General features: G+C 42.6%; 15 protein-coding genes. All 15 read left to right on the top strand.

The genetic code is table 11. The annotated features are described in order from the left end of the window. Nucleotides 1–244 precede the first annotated feature (244 nt). Nucleotides 245–808 (top strand): DUF4255 domain-containing protein, encoded by a 564-nt coding sequence (locus ACFGVR_RS19985; RefSeq protein ID WP_448699253.1) that lies wholly within the window; start codon nt 245–247, stop codon nt 806–808. Further along, nucleotides 809–1,630, top strand: a complete 822-nt coding sequence (locus ACFGVR_RS19980) for a hypothetical protein (protein WP_448699252.1) — start codon at nt 809–811, stop codon at nt 1,628–1,630. A gap of 11 nt (nt 1,631–1,641) precedes the next feature. Further along, nucleotides 1,642–3,270, top strand: a complete 1,629-nt coding sequence (locus ACFGVR_RS19975) for a phage tail sheath family protein (RefSeq protein WP_448699251.1) — start codon at nt 1,642–1,644, stop codon at nt 3,268–3,270. Nucleotides 3,271–3,322: 52 nt separating this feature from the next. Further along, the gene (locus ACFGVR_RS19970; RefSeq protein WP_448699250.1) at nt 3,323–3,781 is read left to right on the top strand and encodes a phage tail protein; all 459 of its coding nucleotides are present in this window, start codon (nt 3,323–3,325) and stop codon (nt 3,779–3,781) included. Between the two features lie 156 nt (nt 3,782–3,937). Continuing rightward, complete coding sequence (locus tag ACFGVR_RS19965) at nt 3,938–4,381, top strand: phage tail protein (RefSeq protein WP_448699249.1); 444 nt, start codon at nt 3,938–3,940, stop codon at nt 4,379–4,381. 2 nt (nt 4,382–4,383) lie between these two features. Continuing rightward, nucleotides 4,384–4,548 carry a DUF5908 family protein gene (locus ACFGVR_RS19960; RefSeq protein ID WP_448699248.1) on the top strand — a complete coding sequence of 55 codons (165 nt, stop codon included), beginning with the start codon at nt 4,384–4,386 and terminating at the stop codon, nt 4,546–4,548. A gap of 1 nt (nt 4,549) precedes the next feature. Beyond that, nucleotides 4,550–5,239 carry a CIS tube protein gene (locus ACFGVR_RS19955; protein WP_448699247.1) on the top strand — a complete coding sequence of 230 codons (690 nt, stop codon included), beginning with the start codon at nt 4,550–4,552 and terminating at the stop codon, nt 5,237–5,239. Nucleotides 5,240–5,242: 3 nt separating this feature from the next. Next, nucleotides 5,243–7,042: a type VI secretion system tip protein VgrG gene (gene vgrG / locus ACFGVR_RS19950; protein WP_448699246.1), complete on the top strand. Its 1,800-nt coding sequence runs from the start codon at nt 5,243–5,245 to the stop codon at nt 7,040–7,042. Nucleotides 7,043–7,066: 24 nt separating this feature from the next. Continuing rightward, on the top strand, nt 7,067–7,363 hold the full coding sequence (locus ACFGVR_RS19945) for a PAAR domain-containing protein (RefSeq protein ID WP_448699245.1): 297 nt from the start codon (nt 7,067–7,069) through the stop codon (nt 7,361–7,363). A 1-nt stretch (nt 7,364) separates the two neighbouring features. Further along, nucleotides 7,365–7,787, top strand: coding sequence for a GPW/gp25 family protein (locus tag ACFGVR_RS19940; protein WP_448699244.1), 423 nt, complete (start codon nt 7,365–7,367; stop codon nt 7,785–7,787). 12 nt (nt 7,788–7,799) lie between these two features. Further along, nucleotides 7,800–11,591 carry a baseplate J/gp47 family protein gene (locus tag ACFGVR_RS19935; protein ID WP_448699243.1) on the top strand — a complete coding sequence of 1,264 codons (3,792 nt, stop codon included), beginning with the start codon at nt 7,800–7,802 and terminating at the stop codon, nt 11,589–11,591. A 5-nt stretch (nt 11,592–11,596) separates the two neighbouring features. After that, complete coding sequence (locus ACFGVR_RS19930) at nt 11,597–12,394, top strand: hypothetical protein (RefSeq protein WP_448699242.1); 798 nt, start codon at nt 11,597–11,599, stop codon at nt 12,392–12,394. Nucleotides 12,395–12,397: 3 nt separating this feature from the next. After that, entirely contained in the window at nt 12,398–15,643 is a 3,246-nt protein-coding gene (locus tag ACFGVR_RS19925; protein ID WP_448699241.1) for a hypothetical protein, read from the top strand. An 8-nt stretch (nt 15,644–15,651) separates the two neighbouring features. After that, nucleotides 15,652–19,869 carry a contractile injection system tape measure protein gene (locus tag ACFGVR_RS19920; protein ID WP_448699240.1) on the top strand — a complete coding sequence of 1,406 codons (4,218 nt, stop codon included), beginning with the start codon at nt 15,652–15,654 and terminating at the stop codon, nt 19,867–19,869. After that, nucleotides 19,866–21,218, top strand: a complete 1,353-nt coding sequence (locus tag ACFGVR_RS19915) for an ATP-binding protein (protein WP_448699239.1) — start codon at nt 19,866–19,868, stop codon at nt 21,216–21,218. Before ACFGVR_RS19920 ends, ACFGVR_RS19915 begins: the two co-directional genes overlap by 4 nt. Nucleotides 21,219–21,230 lie beyond the last annotated feature (12 nt).

Here is a 21,230-nt window from a genome sequence, read left to right as displayed (position 1 = left end):
ATTAAAAAAAATATCTAGTCAGATATTTTTTTTTAAAGTTTTTTTCGTAATGTTACTGATGATTTGAACCTTAATCATTTATAATAGACTCATTTAATATATAGGTTATTTTTTTAACCCATAAGTTAAATTACACTCCCCGTGTTTATTGTATATGTATTTTATGTTGAAAGCCGTTCAGCATAAGGTGTGTGCGATTCTGTTTTTAGTAGAGATTTTTATTTTATAAGATGTAACTGTTTTTATGATATACGAAGCATTATCGTGCTTAACTGACGAGATTAACGAGTATTTCAGAAACAAGCTGCGGATAAGTGAAGATAAAGCTGTTCTGTCGGGCATTATAAGCCAGGACGGAACGGTGGCTATACAAGGCGAAAATAAAGTAGTAATTACACTGGTAAATATTGAAAAAGAAAATACCGGCGGTGCTGCAGGTAACACCTTTACAAATAAGTCTACGGCGTTAAATATTAACCTTTATGTGCTTTTTTCGGCATATTTTGGTAGTAACAACTATCCTGAGGCATTAAGGTTCCTGTCGTTTATTATAGCTTATTTTCAATATAAAAATGTTTTTACGCCCGCCAATACACCAAGGCTGGATAAAGGGATTGACAAACTGGTTTTTGAAATGGCAACCATAACACCCGAACAACTCAATAATGTTTGGGGATCGCTTGGGGCTAAATATATGCCATCGATAATTTATAAAATGCGAATGCTGACGTTTGACGAATCGATAATTAAAGAGTACAGGCCGATAGTTTCGGGTATTGACAGTGACAGTAATGTAACAAAACGATAAATGCTATCAGTATTTAACACGCTTACTAAAGTTAATTTTAACCACAGCTATTTTGCTGACGGTGTATTTAACGCATTGGCTGTTAACGTAAGTGATGATACTTTTCGCCAGATGAATAATTATGGCCTGTTTGTAAAACCATTTAAAGGCGGCTTCCATATTTTATACGATGAAAACTTTGGCGGACTGGCCCGCACAAGAGAAGGAGTATTGGCCGAAAACCTGATCCTGCAGTTTACCTTAATACTAAAAGACAACCTGTTTTTTAATTATACGGCCGATGTTCCGGAACAGCCGGCTAAATCGGTATATTATTTCAGTAATAAACAAAAACCAGAAGGCGGCCTGCTGCATGCCGGTGATTTTGTTTCGATTGCCGATGTATTGGCTGTAGCCGATCTCAAGCAACAGTTTTTTGTAAAACCCTTTGCTATAATCGAACTGCAAATAACCCCCGATCTGCAAACCGAATGCGCTATCAAATTTCAATCGCGCTCAACCTTTTGGCGGTATATTTTGATGAGTAATCATTTACAGCAATTAAACAGCCCGGCAATAATTGATAGCGATAGCAGCAGCGCGTTTGGCGAACCCTTAACCGTTAGCCTTCCGGGAAATAAAGAAGCCAAAGCCTTTGTATCGGGTAACCAGATGCAATTGAGCCAATACCCGGCAAAAACGTTTCAGCTTGCCGAAAACTACCAGGAAGGGTCGTCAAAATATAAGGTTGTAATAAGGGCCCTGCCGCAACCGGACATCAGCACGATATCAAAGATCTCTAATCATAACACCACTAATTTTTCAGACATTTTTATTTATTAATCAAATTCACCATGGCATCAACTTACATGACCCCGGGCGTTTATATCGAAGAGAAAAACGCCTTCCCAAATTCGGCAGTAGCGGTGGAAACCGCAGTGCCTGTATTCATCGGCTATACCGAAAAAGCCGATCTGTTCAGTAACTCACTGTTAAACAAGCCTACGCGCATTACTTCGTTTGCCGAATACCTTGAAAGGTTTGGTGCCGGTTTTAAAGCGAAGTACACCGTTACCAAGGTAGAAAGCGATGATGATAAAAAGAAAGCGGCACTTCACATTGAAAACACGATGGTTGTTGGTGCAGATACCTGGTATATTGAGGTTGCTGAAAAAAATACGCTGTATCTGTTTAACAGTATCCGTTTGTTTTATGCAAATGGCGGCGGTCCTGCCTATATTTTATCAGTAGGGCTTTATGGCGGTAAAGATAGCCTTGAAGTTGTAGCTACCGACTTTATCGGTTCAACCGATAACCCGGTATCGGCGTTTGATCTGTTGAAAAAAGAAACAGAACCTACACTGGTTGTAATACCCGATGCCAATGCTTTAGGCGAAGGCGCTTACAACACCATTTATACTACTGCACTGCAACATTGCGCCGATACACAAAGCCGCTTTGCCATATTAGACCTTGCACAACAAGCGTCAGACCAGTTAACTGCGGATGTTGTGGGCAAATTCAGGAATGATATCGGCATTAATGCCTTAAACTATGGCGCCGCATATTATCCATGGCTAAAAACAGCCTTGATACAGGCAGCTGAAGTTGATATAGATAATATTGATTTTGGCGCCGGCACAGTAACAGATTTCTTACCCGAGCCTGCAGCAAAACTGGTACTAACAAAATATGATACCGATAGCAAAGCTGCTTTAGCCGACATTAAAACTGCAACCGATGCGCTTGCTGCAGCAAAACCCGAAGACCAGGCAAAAGCTGCCGAAGATTTAGCTAACGCTGTTGCGCATCCGGGTAAAATTAAACAAAGCTTCCTGCAATCGCTTAAAGCGGTTAGCCCAACCTACGTCGCAGTTTTAGAAAAAATACGCACCAAAATGAACGAACTGCCGCCAAGTGGCGCAATGGCAGGTTTATATACCACTGTTGATGCAAATCGCGGCGTTTGGAAAGCACCAGCAAACGTTTCGGTTAACCTGGTTAACGCACCAGCGGTAAACATATCCAGCGAAGAGCAGCAAAGCCTTAACGTTGACGTAATGGCCGGTAAATCTATCAATGTTATCCGTGCGTTCCCGGGTATCGGTACTTTGGTTTGGGGTGGCCGTACACTTGATGGTAACAGCCAGGACTGGCGTTATATCAACGTTCGCCGTACATTGATCATGATCGAGCAATCAATCAAATTAGCGGCACGTGCTTACGTTTTCGAACCCAATGATGCCAACACCTGGATCACTGTAAAAAGCATGATCGATAACTTCCTGACCAATTTATGGAAACAAGGGGCTTTAGCAGGTGCTGCTCCGGAGCAGGCTTTTGATGTGCAGATCGGTCTTGGTTCAACCATGACGGCAAATGATATACTCGACGGTAAAATGCTGGTTACTGTAAAAGTAGCTATTGTACGCCCTGCTGAGTTTATCATCATCACATTCCAGCAACAAATGCAACAATCATAATTTAACAAGTAAGTAACTTAATTTAATCATTAACATTTAAAAATATATAGTCATGGCAGATGATGGATCAGTACAGTCAACCACGGTGTGGCCTTTAATTAAATTCTCATTTCAGGTAAAAATAGCAGGCACCGAACTCGTTTTTCAGGAAGTTACAGGTTTATCTGCGGAATCGCAGGTTATTGAATACCGCGCAGGCAACAGTAAGGTATACTCAACAATAAAAATGCCTGGTTTGCAAAAATTTGGTAACATCACCCTCAAAAAAGGTATGTTCACTAAGGATAGCGCTTTGTATACGTTGTTTATGACGACGAAGATGAACACCATTAAGCGAGCGAGCGTGGTAATAAGCTTGCTTGATGAGAGCAATGCACCGGTAATGACGTGGACGTTACTTAATGCGTTCCCATGCAAAATTACCGGTACTGATATGAAATCAGACTCGAACGAAGTAGCTGTTGAAAGTATGGAGCTGGCGCACGAAGGTTTAACTTTTGCTGCCAATTAACAGTACAAATTAACAGAGTTGGCCGGCGGATAATGCAGCTCATTATCTGCTGGCTAACTTTTTATTGTAGCATAAAAATAATTGCCGCTCTATAAAGTGGTTTTTGTTGTTTAAGGGGGGGAATAAGCCCCGGTATTGATAACCAATTAATTAGATATGGCCGATACAACATATTATCCGCCTGTAGGTTTTTATTTTCAGGTTAATGTAGGCAGTATGAATGGCGCCAACGAGGGCAGTTTCCAGTCGGTTAGCGGGCTGAGTTATAAGCTTGGCGTTAAAGAAGTGCCCGAAGGTGGCGAAAACAGGTTTATCCATAAGTTTCCGGCACCGGCTAAATATGAAAACATTACTTTAAAGCGTGGGATTTTGACTGGATCGGCGCTTATATCCTGGGCACAAACGAGCTTAAGTCAGTTTACCTTTACACCGGTAACAGTGGTAATATACCTGATGGATGAGAACGCGAGCCCATTAGTAACCTGGAATTTTGTAAACGCCTACCCGGTGAGTATAAAGGTTGAAGATCTAAAATCAGATGGTAACACCATAGCTGTTGAGAGCCTTGAATTAAGTTATGATTATTTTACAAAAAGCTGAGCATGCCGATTGAGATTAGAGAACTAAAAATAAGAGTAACGGTGGACGACAATTCGAAAAGAAGAAGTACACCCGAAATTAAAGATATTGATGCGTTGAAAAACACCATCGTTAAAGAGTGTATTGACAAAGTAATGAGCAAACTGAATAATTTAGCTGAAAGATAATATGGCAAATGCAGCGAGCAGTACATTAGTTAAATTGAAGATAGAAGGGTTTGCAGATCCCGCTTGTGTAGCCCAGAAAAAAGGCGAAATAAGCGCTTTTATCAATCCGGCAACTTACGCGCGTAACTTTACAGCCGTTTACGAAAATACGCCCGAAACCGATGCCAGCGCCCCAACGCAGATATTCAAAAGGGTAGGCACCAGTGATTTAAAACTTAGCTTTTTTGTTGATGGTACCGGTATAGTGCCTTTAGGTACTTTCGCCAATGTTGATGCTTATGTTGATGCATTTACAAGCCTGGTGTGTGGTTTTCAGGGTACGATGCACCGGCCTTATTATTTGTTGATTACCTGGGGCAGGTTAACGTTTACCTGCGTTTGCACCCATGCCGATGTTACCTATACCTTGTTTACACCCGACGGTAACGCGTTACGCGCAAATATTGAAGCTACTTTTACCGAAAGCATCGACTATAAAACAAAAGCTAAAGCGGCCGGAAGATCATCACCCGATCTAACGCATATGCGTGTAGTTAAAGCAGGCGACACCTTACCGTTAATGACATTTCGCATTTATGGCGATAGTAAATACTATATACAGGTAGCCAAAAGAAACGGGTTGAGCAATTTTAATGCAATAAAACCCGGCGATGTATTATATTTCCATCCTTTAACCACAAACATCACTTAAAGTATGGCAGCTCCATCGCCGTTAAACCTTAGCAATCCGCAACTTACTGTAGCTATTACCTTAGCGGGTAACCCTTTACCCGATGGTAACCCGATCATATCGATCAATATAGTGCACGAGCTTAACCGGATATCCTATGCCGAAGTAGTGCTGGTTGATGGCGATATTGAAGCAGGTACCTTTCCGTTAAGCGATGGTACAACCTGTACACCTGGCGTCGTGATCGAAATTAAGGCCAGCTATACCAGCGTAGCCGAGTTGATATTTTCAGGATATATTGTTAAACAAAGCGTAAAGATCACGCCGCATGAATCCAGCAAAATAGTACTGATCTGCAAACATAAGGCTGTTGCCATGACGTATAACCGCACCGATGCCGAGTTTAGCACCAAAACAGACAGCGATATCCTCACCAGTATCATTGGTACATATTCGGGTTTAAGCGCTACCGTAACCAGCACATCCGTTTCGCAGGAAACCGTGTTTCAAAAACAAGCTACCGATTGGGATTTTATGCTTTCGCGCGCCGAGTTTTATGGGTATGTTGTAGCACTAGGTAATGATGGCAGTGTTACGGTAGGCCCGCCTAAAACATCCGCCACAGCGGTATTATATGTTGCAGCGGGCGACTCTATCCGTAACTTCAATGCTACCTTAAACGCCGAAAAGCAGGCGCCATCGCTCACGGCCTCGGCCTGGGATATTAAAAACCAGGCATTGTTAACAGCAAGCGGTGCAGAGCCGTCTACAACTACACCAGGCAATATAACCGGTAAAACCATGTCGGCACAACTGGGCCAGGCGGCTTTAACCATTAGTTCGGGTACGCCAATGCTGCAGGATGAGCTGCAGGCATGGGCCGATGGCAGTTTGATGCGCATGCGTATGACAGCTGTAAAAGGCAATGTAAGCTTTATAGGCAGCGAACTGGTAATGCCCGGCAATGTGATACAGTTAGATAAGGTTGGCGACCGCTTTAACGGCAACGCCTTTGTAGCATCGGTTAACCATGTTATTGAAGATGGCTCGTGGACAACCTACGTCAATTTTGGTTTGGATAATATACCTGTTGCCGAAAGATCGAACATCACTTATCCGCAGGCTTCAGGGCAGTTACCTGCAATAGGCGGGTTACAGGTTGCTACAGTTAAAAAGATATCAAGCGATCCGGATAGTCAATATCGTATCCAGATCAACCTGGCATCAAACGCAGCTTCTACAGACGGTATATGGGCGCGTATGGCAAATTTTTATGCCACATCAACTGCAGGATCTGGTTTTTTACCCGAAATTGGCGACGAGGTTGTAGTTGGCTTTTTAGAAAGCAATCCGCGATATCCCGTTATTTTGGGCTCACTTTACAGCAATGCCAAACAACCGGCCATACCGGCTACTGATGATAATAATTATATTAAATCTTTGATCACCAAAAGCAATCTGAAAATTAGTTTTGATGATCAGAATAAGGTAATGACTTTTTTAACGCCGGGCAATAATAGCATTGTATTAAGTGATAAGGATAAATCGATAGCGATAACCGACCAAAACAGCAATTCGATAAAAATGTCATCGTCGGGTATCGAATTAACCAGTAATAAGGATATTAAACTTACCGCTACCGGCGATATTACCTTAAATGCCACCGGTAAAGTAAACCTTACCGCTACGCAGGATCTGGTAGCCACGGGTATGAATATAACCGCCACCGCCAACATGGGTTTTACCGGTAAAGGTAATGCCACCGCCGAAGTTTCGGCATCGGGGCAAACCACTATAAAAGGTGCTATAGTAATGATCAATTAAACTAAAAAGATAAAAGATATGGGAATGCCCGCCGCACGATTAACAGATATGCATGTTTGCCCGATGGTAACACCAGGTGTACCACCGATACCACATGTGGGCGGCCCGATAATTGGCCCGGGTGCGCCAACCGTTTTAATAGGCAAACTTCCCGCAGCAGTTATGGGAGATAATGCCGTTTGTGTTGGCCCGCCCGATTCGCTGATCAAAGGCTCGGCTACGGTGATGATATGCAACAAACCGGCCATCAGGATGGGCGATAGCTGTGCGCATGGTGGCTCGGTTGTATTGGGATGCCCCACAGTTTTAATAGGAGGATAATATGCCGGAAGATATACAATCGTTTTTAGGTACCGGGTGGGCGTTTCCGCCAACGTTTACCAAATCGCCAGAAATGGTACGCATGGTATCCGATGAAAAAGATATTGAGCAAAGTCTGCACATTATTTTAAACACCACTCCCGGCGAGCGTATTATGCAGCCCGAATTTGGCTGCGACCTGAAACGATTGGCCTTTGAGATAAATGATTCAACACTGATCGCCAATTTTAATCATATCATATACCACGCCCTGTTAAATTTTGAACCACGCGTTACTTTTATCGAAGCAATAATTGTTAACCGTGATGAACTGGATGGAGTGCTGCATATCCAGGTAGATTATAAAATAATTATAACCAATACCAGACATAATATTGTATTTCCGTTTTACCTGCAGGGCGAGGGTACAAATGTTTCTGTTTAGTGCTATAGCGTAATGTATATCGATCTAACCAATTTAAATGAGGGAACAAGCCAGGATGAACGCCGTATTAAAGCGCTTATGCCCGATTTTATCGATATTGATGAACGCAACATTGCTGACTTTTTAAAGTTTATCACCAATATTTCATCGCAGTTTACTTACTACAATATCAGTAATAAACCCGAAGGCGCCTGGGATGATTTTTTTAAATCGGATATGAATATCCTGCTGGTGCTGATCGCTAAATTTGACATGCAGGCGCAGATACGCCTTTTCGCACAGCATGAAGATGAGCTTTACCTTGCCGGGAATGAAAAAGATCTGTTTGCCGCGCTAAAAAACATGTTCGATTTTGTGCTGCATGTTTTCAATATCCTGTACGAACTGCGTGAACGTTTGCTTAACGTATCAAACCGGGGCAAAATGTCCGAAGAGTTATTCAAGATAGTGGACAGCTTTGACGATGAGGCCCTTAAACTTAACCGGTATACAGCAGAAGCACGCCGGGTGTTTGGTAAAATGATGGAAGTTGATACCCCGGATTATTTTATCAACGTTAATTCGGACGACCACGATAAAGACCCGCTTTTTAAAGGTACCTCGCCAAAAGAACGCATCATTAATGCCTTGCCGGCGATAAAAAATGTATTTAACGATTTGAGTACCAAGTGCAATCACCTGATGGGGGTTACACGCTTTTATTTAAAAAACAACAATCTGCTTACGCAGGAATACCCGCCATTTCTGGCGCTATTCATTTCGTTTTTGCATTTGTATAAACATTTGCAGGATAAGCTCAATGGTACTACACGGGCCCACCTTGATCTGTATTATAAACAGATATTAGGTCTCGACCTTAAAAAAGCCCTTCCGGATAGCGTCCACATAGTGTTTGAAAAAGATGCTATAGCGCCATACGTTTTACTTAAAAAAGGCGATGCGTTGCTTGCGCAGATACCCGGGCAGCAGGCACCTGCCACTTTTACATTAAACGAAGACCTACTGGTAACCGGGGCGCAGATAGCAGAGTTACGAACCGTGTACCTTGCCGAACGCATCCAGCTAAAAAATCATGCAGGCACGGTAAAAGAAGTACAGGTTTACAATGGCACGTACCCGTCAAATCCGGCCTCGGTGGTGCAAAAGATCCAAACGCCTATCACCACCTGGCCTGTATTAGGCGAAGACCAGGAAGGCTTGCCCGAAACAGCAAAATCAATGACGGCGTCAGATATCGGTATCATGATGGCATCACCGGTATTATATCAAACCGAGGGGCGCAGGATGATCAGCTTTCACCTGTACCTTGAAGACGAATCGTATATGAGGCTGATGGCTTATTTTACAAACTATGCCAACGTTAGTCAGAAAGAGGTAATGGCGGTGAGCCATCAACTGCTCTCAGATGCTTTTGTTATCCATTATACAGATACGGTGGGTTGGGTTGAGATTGAAAAATACAGCGCCGTATTGAGCGAGGATGAACGTAGACTGGAAATTGAGCTGCATGTTAACCAGGCAGACCAGGTTATCGATATTTACCGACCCGAAATTCATGGTGGTACCTTTGATATCAGCTGGCCAGTATTTCGTTTTTTATTAAAAAACTATTCGGTAAATAATCCCTTTACGTATTTACAGGATGTAAAGATAAACCGTGTAAGTATAACGGCCGATGTAAAAGGCAGCAGGGCCGTTAAATTACAAAACAATGTTGGCCCGCTTAGCGCCACCAGCCCAAGCCAGATATTTGGGCCGCAGCCTTCGGTAGGTTCTTATCTCGATATTAAAAACTCCAATATATTTAACCGTTATACACTGGGTTTTTGCCTCAAGTTCGATTGGATAGACTTGCCTAAGGAGCCCGGCGGCTGGGAAGCTTATTACAAAGCCTATAACAATGGTATCACCAATAACTCTTTCCGCGTAAAGCTCAGTGTATTAACAGATGGCAAAATTGTGCCAAAGCCTGCACAACAACAGGAGTTTAGCTTATTTGATACCGAAAGTAACGGAACGGGTATTTTGTGCAACACAACCCAACTGCAGGATATAGATATCAAACGCCTTGGCCTTGTTAAAAAACCATTGCTGGAAAAAGAGGATCTGTTACAGGAAAAAAACTTTGCCGAAGGTGCGATAAGGCTCGAACTAACTGCACCCAAAGATGCGTTTGGCCACCGGCTGTTTCCGCAGATATTCCCGGAGATCGTTCTTCATAACGCGAAAAAATCCAAAAAGCTGCCATTGCCTAATCAGCCGTATATTCCGATAATCCGCTCGTTAAGCATTGATTATACGCTAAAGCATTCGGAGGGGATGAGTGCCGCCAACGCTAAAAGTAATGATGGTGTCGATTTAAAAATGTTTCATATTTACCCGTTTGGATACGAAGAGATATACCCGGGTAAAAAGCGCGCGCCCTATAACCTGATCCCTAATTTCGATCACGAGAACAACCTTTACATTGGTTTAAAAGATATCATGCCCAAACAGGAGCTGACCTTGTTTTTCCAGATGGAAGAGAACAATTTCGCCAACCTGTCAAAAAAGACTGAGCCTGTTTACTGGAGCTATATGGATGATAATGCCTGGGTTTACTTTACCGAGAAGGATGTTTTAGCAGATAGCACTAACAACTTTATCAATTCGGGCATAGTTAAGATCAAGCTGCCGGGCGATCTCGCTACAGGCAATACCAGGGTAACATCTGATGTATACTGGATCCGTGCTTCGGTTAAGGGTAGCACCAATGTACAATCGAAAATAATTGGCATTTATACACAGGCGGCTATGGCAACAAGAGTTGTTACCCGGGGTACAAAAAATTTAAATATACCGGCGGGGAGTATCAAATCCTTTAAAAGCAAAGTTATAGGCATTCAGGATATTGTGCAGTTATTCCCATCATTTGGCGGCAAGGCGCCCGAAACGGATGAACAGTTTTACACGCGTGTAAGCGAACGTTTACGGCACAATCAAAAACCGCTGACCAACCGCGATATTGAACAGGCTATACTGGAACGCTTCCCGCAAATATTAATGGCCAAATGTATTAGTCCGCAGCAGTATAGCCCCGAGTATGTGGAGAAATACCGCCCCAACCCAAGGGTGGTTTTAATACCGCGTGAGCAGACTAACAGCTTGTTTTTAAGCGATGAGCCTAAAGTAAACCTATCGGTACGTTACCAGGTTAAAAAGTTTTTAGAGCAGGCTATACCATCATTTGTTAAATTAGATGTAGAGAACCCCGTTTACGAAAAAATAAAGGTAGTATGCACTGTTAAATTTGCCGATGACAGTTTGCCTGATACCGGGATGTATGTGCGTAGGTTGATTGATGATATTAAACGGTACCTATGCCCCTGGTTATACGATGAAGGTTCGAAGTTTAAAATAGGCAGTGATATTTATATTGGCGAAATGCTCAATTATATTAAGAAAAGGCCTTATATTAAATATATTACCGGGTTTTCATTGGTGCATTTTTATACCACGATAGATGATGATGGCGAAGTGCTGGCACGCGCGGTTGATTACGCCAATAATAATGAGATGTATATTCGTGGGTCAATGCCCGAAACGGTATTGATACCCAACAATACGCACCTGATAACGGTGGAGGATGATATGAAATACGTAAAAGCAAAAAAAGTTGGTATAAGCGAGTTTGCGGTAATGGATGAGTTGCTGGTTAACCAGGATAAACAAAATACTGTAATAGCTGATGAAAAGCTATTTGAACAAGACGATAAGGGTAAAGCTGATTTTTTTGATCTGGTGATACCCTACAATTTAGATTAAGTAAAATGGAAAAAAAACCAATCAAAATTTCGGGCAGGCAAAGGCTGCTGGCGTATTTTAGAAATGGTAAAATACCATCAGAGGAGCATTATTCCGATCTGATCAATTCCATGGTTCATAAGGATGATGACGGTTTTTCGAAAGATGATGAAAACGGGCTGAAGATATATGCCGATGAGAAATATAACAGCCTGATCTCATTTTATAAGAATATCAATGCCATCGATCCGTTTTTTGTAATGGGCAAGGATAAAACGGATCCGGATGCTTTAAAAATACAGCCTATCGACGATTCGGATGATCCGACGGTTGATACAGATGCCACAAGCGTATTTTTACATACTAACGGCAAGGTTGGCATTGGTAAAAAATGCGAACCGAAGTATAAAATGGAAGTTGATGGCTTTATAGGCATGGGCGGCCGTATCGGGACCTATAAATCGGGCGCGGTAACTGCCGATGGCAACTGGCAACCCATTATTACCGGTTTAAAAAACGCGCAGGCTTTTGAGGTTATTGCACGTGCTGGTAAAAAAGGCACCGGTAAATATGCCATTATGCATGCCACCGCATTAAGTATTTTTGGACCCAAAGGCGGTAAAATACGGCGTACAAATGGGTATTATGGTTGGTTTTGGAATAAAATTAAGCTACGATGGACCGGAGATTCGTCAAACTACGCGCTCGAAATAAAAGTGGGTTCGAATTATGGTGAAGGTATTGAGATATTTTATACAGTAAGCCGTTTGTGGGACGATAGCCTTTTTTTGAGTGATGATTACTATTATAGCGACAGGACATAGCCGATGAGTGATGCTACTTTGAACGATCATGATGAAAAAAACCTTGCGCTTGATTTTGACTCGCTCAGGAAGCATGGTATTGACCTGATACAAAGAATGGCCGGCGACGTGTGGACGGATTTTAACCTGCACGACCCCGGTGTTACCATATTGGAGCAGCTTTGCTACGCCATTACCGACCTGGCTTACCAAACCGATTTTGATATTACCGATCTGTTAGCAGATAAGGACGGCACAATAAACTACGAAGGCAACTCATTTTTCAAGAAACAAAATATACTGACCAGTAACCCGGTAACCGTTACCGATTATCGTAAGGCTATTATTGATGAAGTAAAAGTGATCGATAACGTGTGGTTAACACCGCTAACACCCACCAATGATACCAATACCATGCAGGGCCTGTACAAAATTGTGGTACAGGTTAATAAAATGTTTGCTAAAAGATGGCTTGCCGGCGAGGCCGATCCGGCAATAGTAAAAGCAAAGGTTTTAAAGGCTTATCATTCAAAACGTAATCTGTGCGAAGATATTTTTAATGATATTATCGTACTTAAACCCGTCGAGATCATTATAAAGGCCGATATACAGATCGAAGCCAATTTGGTGCCCGAACAGGTATTGGCAAACATATACCTTGCGCTCGAAAATATTATTAACCAGCCGGTAAGGCACTTTACCGAACTGGAGCTGAGTAAGCGGGGGTATACTATTGATGAAATGTATTGCGGTCCTTTTCTTAAAAATGGCTTGATACCCGATGGTGAACTAAGCCCGAGGAGAAAAATGTTGGACGCCACCAACATTGCAAGCGCCATATCGGCAATACCGGGCGTGGTTTTAGTGAAAAGCCTGCTTATGCAAAGAGATGGGAGCGAAGAAGCGGTGAAGATATTAACGCTTGACGATTCGGAGGTTGCGTTTTTAAATATCGAAAGCCTGACCTCTATCAACATTAACTTGTATGTAGATAAATACCGGGTTCCGCCAATACGTAAAACCATGTTTGGCGACCTGTTACAAAAGGTAATTGAAAATGAGTACCGCGATTTCGTAAAGTCGTTTTATCAATCAGAAACGGTGATTTCAGGTACTTATCGCGACACAACGCAATATTACTCTATTCAAAACTACTTCCCGCTGGTTTACGGTATAGGTGATGAAGGGCTATTCAGTTCGGTGCCCGAAGAACGGAAAGCGCAGGCCAAGCAATTAAAAGGCTACCTGATGCTGTTTGAGCAGGTATTGGCCAACTATCAGGCTCAACTGAATAATATCGACACATTTTTTTCCAACGATTTAACCAAGGCCGATAATCAAACCTATTTTGCCAATACGCTTTATACTATTCCGCGTGTAAAAGAACTGTTAAAAGCATATGACCTGAATAAGGATACCGACAAAAATTGGGCAAAGTTCAAGGATGATCAAAACAACGGTTATGTACAGGCATTAAAAACCTTTATTGAATCGGATACGGACTTTGAAGACCGCAAGAACCGGATACTCGACCATTTATTAGCCCGCTTTAACGAATCGCCGGTAGTTTACCCCGTTAAGCTTTACAACTTATTGTATCGTAACGGCCAATCCAGCGGACGGGTTAGTACCGAGATCAGGTGGAAGGCATCGATACTGAAAGATTTTTATAAGATCAATTATGGACGGGCACGGGCCTTTAATTATCTCAGTGAAACTAATAATGAATTTACCTTTGAAACTAAAATGCGCAGGCTGCTTTACATCAGCAATGATGGAAAAGAGCCGCTGACGTCGGTTTTTGATGCTGCTAAGGTGAGATTTAAAAAGGTTGATAAGCGTATAGATAGATTGATGCAGCATGAAGAGCTGAACGACGATACCGACTGGAGCCCTGAACTGCAGAAAATTGTGCTGACCAAAAAAGATGTAAGTAACCTGATTGAAAATGGTATGCTGGCCGGTGCCGAAAGTACGGAAAAGGACGCGTTCATGTTCAGGCACCAGGATATCTCGGTATTGAAGCATGGTATCAATATCAACCATTACCGCATTGGGCCCGATCCGTTTCTGGATGGCGATAACCTGGTGCTATACAAAGGCCCCGGTACCGAACGCTGGGGGATAATAAGCCGTATCAAAAACGGCGGCACGCCGGGCATCTCAATTATCAAAAAACTAGTTAACGATTTAACTTTATTGAGTACAAGATCGGAAGGGTTTTACCTGGTAGAGCATATTTTATTACGGCCACCTGTAAACGCGCGGGCTTATGGTTTTAAGCTGTATAGAACCGAAAACCAGGTGATCTTTGAGCACAGCCATCTGCTTACGTTTAACGAACGTGAGCAAATAACAGCCAACCTGCTAAGGTTTAAACCCAATGACGATTTTTATCTGGCGCAGCAAAATGTAGAACTTGCCGCAGCTAATAAGCAATTGCATCACACCAAATGGTCTGACCGTGCTAACGAGTTTGTAAAAAAAGCCGACGGTTTATTAAAACAGGCCGCACACCTGGCCGGCAATGCCAATGCACTGGCCGACAAAGCAACGGATGAGAACAAGGCTATTGCCGAACAAAATAGATATCTGGCAGGGCAAAACGAAATTATTGCCGCGCTTAACCTGGATATTGCCAACCAGTTTTTAGAGATCAGAAACAAGAGCCGGATTGAGCCGGGTGTTATTTTATCGCATACAGATAAAACCAACCTGGAAAACGAACTGAAAGGATTAATAGATACTTATTATGCTGATGTTAAAGGCCTGCTCGATAAAGCAAATGAGCTCGAAAACCTAACCAAGCAACAATCAGTAACTGTAAATAATGGCGTGCTGAACGGGTTAGGGCAGATGGGTAAGTTATTCAGTTATACAAACGATGCCTATACTGATATAGTTGACCTGTATAATACAGTTAAGCAGTATGGGCAAAAAATATATCCCAAACTTAAAATGCTGGTGAGTGTAAAGGACGGCGCATTGATAACCGAAGATTTTTTCACTTTTGATATGAGTGTCATCTTCCCTGAATGGCCCGCGAGGTTCCAGGATAAAAGTTATAGGGCTTGCGCCGAAGGTTTATTAAAATACCATGCACCGGCGCACATTAACATGCATATCAAATGGTTTGGGCTTAACAAAATGAAACAGTTTGAACCACTGTTCTTCGATTGGAAAAAAAGCCTCGCAACCGATACAACGCTAAATGCCCATGAGTTGATAGAATTTCTGACAGAAGACCCGGATAATAGCTATCCCGTTTAATAATTATCATGCAAAACCATATTATTCAGCAACAAATGTTTGATGTGGGCTTTCCCAGTGCCGACAAATCATACCAGTTGCAGAGTAAAATAAGCGATATATTTCATAATCAATTGTCGGATGCGATGGAGCAGCTGTTTAGCCGGCTGGTTCCGGCAAACGTGGTACTTTCAATGGGCGATGTGAGTATTGACGCAGGCAACATTGTATATGACCAGCTGGAATTTGAGCTTACCGACCGCATACTGGCAGAACTGGAACGAGAGATCAAAGGAAGATTGGCGCTACTGCCTTCCGGCAACGCTGATGAGAATCCTCAAAGCGACATTAAAACGTTAGAAGGTAGCTACGCCAGCCTGCTCGAATATTTTTTACTGAGCGGTACGATACCCTGGTGGGCAAGCGGCGAGGTATTGACAGATCCAGTGAAGGTGATGGAGCATTTGCTTACTCATGATACCGAAAGGCTGAAACAGCTTATTATTAACGTAGGTCAGCATAGCTATGTACGGCAGCGCCTGGTGCAGCAATTTACCGAAAAGGTGATCCGTGATATCATCACTGTTTTGGAACCAGCCCAGGCTACCTTTATTTTTGATTATCATGCTACAGTATCAAAAACACACCACGAAGAAAAACTGGTTGAAAGTGCTCCGGCTACGGAGTTTGAAAAGGCGCTATGGCTATTTATTCTGACCTATATTTTGGTTGACCGGGGTTCGCTTTTTAATCAAAAAATGTTTGTAAGTGTAACGCTTAATCAAATAGCCCGCCATTATAACCGCGCTTACGCAGATATATTGGCGTTACTTGCTAAGGCGTTAGTAAAGTATAATGTTACCGACAGGCAAAGCAGTGAACTTTTATTCATCATCAATGAGCTATCGGTTGACGAATTTGACGACAGGCATATCATCAGGCAAAGGAGTATAAAAACCGCTGCGCCTATTGAAGAAGAAACCGTATTGCAAAACCTCGAAGTAATTAAACACTACCTGGTTTTTGGCAGCCTGCCATGGTGGAGCGAACCTTATGGCGACAGTAATCTTGCCGGGATATTGCTTGAGTTGATCAGGGTTATCCCGCAAACTTTACGCAAGCTCATTGTTACGGTTGGGCAAAATGAAGAAGTACGCAAACGTATAACCACCGTTTTTAACGACGAGGTAATAACCGGCATTGTAAAGATACTCGAACCCGCTGATGCTACCTTTATTATTAACTACGTGGCCGAGGTACAGGATATCCATGTAAAGAAACCCGTTGTTTATACCGATAGCAAGGATTTTAAAAAAGCGATCTGGAAGTTTGTTTTTGACTTTTTGCTTACTGAGCGGGGCTCCGATTTTAACCGGCGCATGTTTTTGAAAAGTAATATCCGCAGGCTGGCAGACAACTATAATGTGCAGTATTTTGAAATGCTGATGTACCTGGTACAAAGCATAGGGCAGGTGCACCAGGATAATATTGACCAGGCGCCTTTGTTTAAACTTTTAGCCGTACTGCTTAACGATAATGATTACAACGAAGGAGCCGAAATCACCCCCGGTAGTTTTAAAAAGCAAGAGGCATACTATCCCGATACCGAAAAAAAGAAGCAGGTAGTACTTAAAGATGTGCTGCTGCATTGGCTAACTTATGGTAACATACCCTGGTGGGGTAGTGCGTATTTTGAGCAGGGCCCGGCAAATATGTTTTTGTCGTTACTGGCCATGGCACCTAACGATGCCTTTATGCTGTTAAAATATGCAGGTACTGTGCCGAATATCCGTAAAAGAGTTATTTATCAACTCCCGGCTGAGCTGGTGATAGACGCATTTGCCCATCAAACAACCGCTCAACAGGCGGTTAAGCATTATCAATATTTGTTGCCGGCTTTAACCGATATAATAAAAACAGTAAAAATTGCCATTATTCCTGCAGAAATAGAAACTGCGTTATTAGTCATTTTTTGGGATGTATATATCGCCGGTCAGTATAAAACTTTTAACGATGGCGTTTTTATACAAAAGGCACTTTATTACCTGCTTAAACAATCAGGCACCGTTAGTAAACAATCAAAGTTAGTTGTTGCCTTAAAGCAAGTATTTGGTGCAGGCGCTCAGAACCAGGCAGGTATATCCGATGTATTGAAACGGGCATCAAAAAAAGGTGTTAAAGGTAAGTCAGTTGCAGGGAGCAAAGCATCCGGAAACATTGATCAGAATATCTATCTGCAAAGCCTTGAAGCGATATTGGCGGGCTCGGATAGTGAAGAAGAATTTTCAATTGACGATATTGTATTGCAGGCTGATGAAACCAATCAGCCTATAGATATCAGCCAACTGATCGCTGTCTATCTTTCTGCAAAAGCGCCAACGGAACAGGAAATTACGGCGGAGATATTAAGGATACTGGAGCATTTTGTTAATACCCAAAAACTACCTTCGCAATTTAAAGGGACCAACCCGGCTTATATTATTGCCGTGGTTAAACAACTGCTGCAATATCTGGGCAAAACATCGCCCAAAGCACTAAAACAATTATTGGCGAAAACTAAAATACTGAAACAATACATTGGCGGATCGACTCCCGTTGATGAAGCCATGGCCGAAAAACAAGATGCTGCTAAATCGACCGGGTTAGATACTGAAGTTAAAATTGATGGCAGTATCGAACAATTGATCAGCGCTTACCTGCATCGCGAAAAACAAACAGAAAAAAATCAGCTTCCTGAAGCTATCCTGAAAGAGGCGCTAACCTTGCTGCAATACTTTTTAACTAATGGTAAATTGCCGGATGCTTTGAATGTAACCAGTGCCGTAAGCATGAGCCAAATATTAAAGCAATTGGTATTAACGCTTCATTATGCCCGGCCTGCTGCTTTAAATGATATTTTGCAACGTGAGGATTCCCTCGCCGAAGCTAAAATGCAGCTGCACAACCTGTTCGTGGTAACGCAAAATACAGCCGAAAATAATGTTGCCCATGCATTAAAAACCCATCTCGAAAAGGATATCATCCGGTACCTTAAAACAGTGGGAACAAAAATATCAGATGTTGATGATAAGCTCGGTGTTTTAATAGAGAAGTATTTGGATGCCGATGTGGCAGGTAATGAGCAATTGATAACAGCTGTTTTACAACAGCCCTCGGCTGCCCGTTATGTTGCCCGGTATTTTACTAACCAACAGGTGCAGAGGATGCTTGGCAATCAAACTAACGTGATCGGCGGATCGGAGAACCTGGTTTGGCTTGGCGATCTGCACATACTCATCACCGCTAAGGTAACCGATACCCTACAGCGCGACAGGCTAAACAGTTTGATCCGTGAGTTTAATTTAATGACGCTTGGTGGGCATATCAGTGTGGGTAGTTTTACTAACTACGTTAAAGAGTTATTCAGGTTTATTGCTAGTCAGAATAATACGCTGTTTACTTCGCTGGCCGGAGTGTTAACGAAGGCTGATGCTGCACCGCACAACGTATCGGCTATATTTAAAGCAAAACTATCGGCTGCGTTAACCGAATTAGGTATACAAAAGGCTAATACAAAAGCAGAGCAGGATGTTAAAAAACAGTTAGACAAATCAAATGCCGATGCCTTGCAAAACCCAACAGATCCGGACGCAGCAAAACAAAAAGCAGCCGAGGCAAAGCAGGTAAAGGAAGAAATAAAACAAACAGGGCAACAGCAGCAGGAAGAGGCCAGGAAAGAGACCAAAAAGCTATTAACAGACCAGGGGGATGCCATATACATTAACAACGCCGGACTGGTTTTATTAAATCCATTTATCGCAACGTTTTTAATAAGAACCGGGGTAATGAACGGTGGTAAATTTGTTAGCGAAGAAGCGCAGCAAAGGGCCGTACATTTACTGCAATATTTGGTTGATGGGTCGAGTAATAGTCCTGAACATATGCTGGTGCTTAATAAGATATTGTGTAATTTACCTATCGATGAACCTGTACCTGCCGAAATAACTTTGACTGATGCCGAGAAAGAAGTTGCAGCAGGATTACTGAACGCTGTTTTAGGTAATTGGGATAAACTGAAAAACACCACCGTAGATGGGTTAAGAGGCTCTTTTTTAATACGGGATGGTTCGCTTGTTTTTAAGGACGATGCCTGGAATTTAAAGATCGAACAGCGAGGTTATGATGTTTTACTGCAAACATTGCCATGGGGGATAGGCATGATAAAAATGCCGTGGATGGATAAATTTTTATATGTTGAATGGATATGAACGTGATTGAAAAGAATGCAAAAGTACTTGCGGCGCAAATGCAGTGGCTTGCACAGGTAATTGATACGCAGATACAACAATATTTTGGGCAGGCTACAGAGATCATAGATATTACAGATATACCCATGCCGGTTATTGATGACGATACGTCAACTTTTACCAGCATAGCGGAGCACTACCAGATGAGTTTTGCTGAACGTTTAACATTGTTGCTGGCCCTGGCCCCACATGTACAGCCTCATTTATTAGACGTTTTTTTTGTAAAAAATTCAACCTATGATCGTGGGTTTACCGAGTTTGGCGGCGTAAAAGGGCAAAACCACAGCGGCTTTTTACCAACTGGCGAAACGCTGGCCTTTGTTTTAGCGGGTAGCAATATTACGCAGCGTTTTGTATTGTTCGATATTTTTAGCGGTACGCATTTCTTTAATAAGTTCAACATCCTCAAGCTTGAAAGCCAGCACCCCGGCGAGCCGTTGCTGAGTGGCATATTGCGCATATCGCCCGAATACCTGAGCCTGCTCATATCCGGCGAAAGCCACAAACCCGAGTACAGCACAACTTTTCCGGCAAAACGTATAACCACCATGCTTGATTGGGCCGACCTGGTTTTGGATGAAGCTGTGCTGAGGGAAGTTGAAGAGATAAATGATTGGATACAGCATGGCAACACGCTTATTAACGATTGGGCCATGAACAAGAAGATCAAACCGGGTTTTCGCTCCTTGTTTTATGGGCCGCCCGGTACGGGTAAAACATTAACGGCAAGTTTGTTGGGCAAATCATCGGGCCTGGATGTTTATCGGATCGATTTGTCGATGATCGTATCCAAATATATCGGGGAAACCGAAAAAAACCTGGCTAATATTTTTGACCAGGCCGAAAACAAGAACTGGATATTGTTTTTTGACGAGGCGGATGCTTTGTTTGGTAAGCGGACTACCTCAAATAGTTCGAACGACAGGCATGCTAACCAGGAAGTGGCGTACCTGCTGCAACGGGTTGAAGATTTTCCGGGTGTGGTTATACTGGCTACCAATTTAAAAGCCAACCTTGACGAAGCCTTTAGCCGCCGTTTTCAATCGATGATCTATTTTGCCATGCCTGGGCCCGAACAGCGCCGGCAATTGTGGCAAAACGCGTTTTCGGACAAAACAGTATTTGAACCTGCATTAAAGCAAAAATTTGACGAAATTGCCAATAAATATGAGCTGGCCGGCGGCGCAATAATTAATATTGTGCGCTACTGCTCGCTAATGGCCATTAAGCGCGGCAATAATGTTATTCTTTATGATGATGTGTTAGAGGGCATCCGTAAGGAGTTCAGGAAGGATGGAAAGACGGTGTAGCAAAATCTTTAC

This window comes from Mucilaginibacter aureus (genome assembly GCF_053514885.1).
The sequence above is the reverse complement of the archived record's forward strand: the minus strand, read 5'-3'. Positions and strand labels throughout refer to the sequence as shown.

Excerpts from the sequence above, each read along its gene's own strand:
- ACFGVR_RS19945 (WP_448699245.1), top strand. The coding sequence starts at position 7,067 with ATGCCCGCCGCACGATTAACAGATATGCATGTTTGCCCGATGGTAACA.
- ACFGVR_RS19925 (WP_448699241.1), top strand. The coding sequence starts at position 12,398 with ATGAGTGATGCTACTTTGAACGATCATGATGAAAAAAACCTTGCGCTT.
- ACFGVR_RS19970 (WP_448699250.1), top strand. The coding sequence starts at position 3,323 with ATGGCAGATGATGGATCAGTACAGTCAACCACGGTGTGGCCTTTAATT.
- ACFGVR_RS19920 (WP_448699240.1), top strand. The coding sequence starts at position 15,652 with ATGCAAAACCATATTATTCAGCAACAAATGTTTGATGTGGGCTTTCCC.
- ACFGVR_RS19960 (WP_448699248.1), top strand. The coding sequence starts at position 4,384 with ATGCCGATTGAGATTAGAGAACTAAAAATAAGAGTAACGGTGGACGAC.
- ACFGVR_RS19975 (WP_448699251.1), top strand. The coding sequence starts at position 1,642 with ATGGCATCAACTTACATGACCCCGGGCGTTTATATCGAAGAGAAAAAC.
- ACFGVR_RS19915 (WP_448699239.1), top strand. The coding sequence starts at position 19,866 with ATGAACGTGATTGAAAAGAATGCAAAAGTACTTGCGGCGCAAATGCAG.
- ACFGVR_RS19935 (WP_448699243.1), top strand. The coding sequence starts at position 7,800 with ATGTATATCGATCTAACCAATTTAAATGAGGGAACAAGCCAGGATGAA.
- ACFGVR_RS19985 (WP_448699253.1), top strand. The coding sequence starts at position 245 with ATGATATACGAAGCATTATCGTGCTTAACTGACGAGATTAACGAGTAT.
- ACFGVR_RS19940 (WP_448699244.1), top strand. The coding sequence starts at position 7,365 with ATGCCGGAAGATATACAATCGTTTTTAGGTACCGGGTGGGCGTTTCCG.
- vgrG (WP_448699246.1), top strand. The coding sequence starts at position 5,243 with ATGGCAGCTCCATCGCCGTTAAACCTTAGCAATCCGCAACTTACTGTA.
- ACFGVR_RS19930 (WP_448699242.1), top strand. The coding sequence starts at position 11,597 with ATGGAAAAAAAACCAATCAAAATTTCGGGCAGGCAAAGGCTGCTGGCG.
- ACFGVR_RS19955 (WP_448699247.1), top strand. The coding sequence starts at position 4,550 with ATGGCAAATGCAGCGAGCAGTACATTAGTTAAATTGAAGATAGAAGGG.
- ACFGVR_RS19980 (WP_448699252.1), top strand. The coding sequence starts at position 809 with ATGCTATCAGTATTTAACACGCTTACTAAAGTTAATTTTAACCACAGC.
- ACFGVR_RS19965 (WP_448699249.1), top strand. The coding sequence starts at position 3,938 with ATGGCCGATACAACATATTATCCGCCTGTAGGTTTTTATTTTCAGGTT.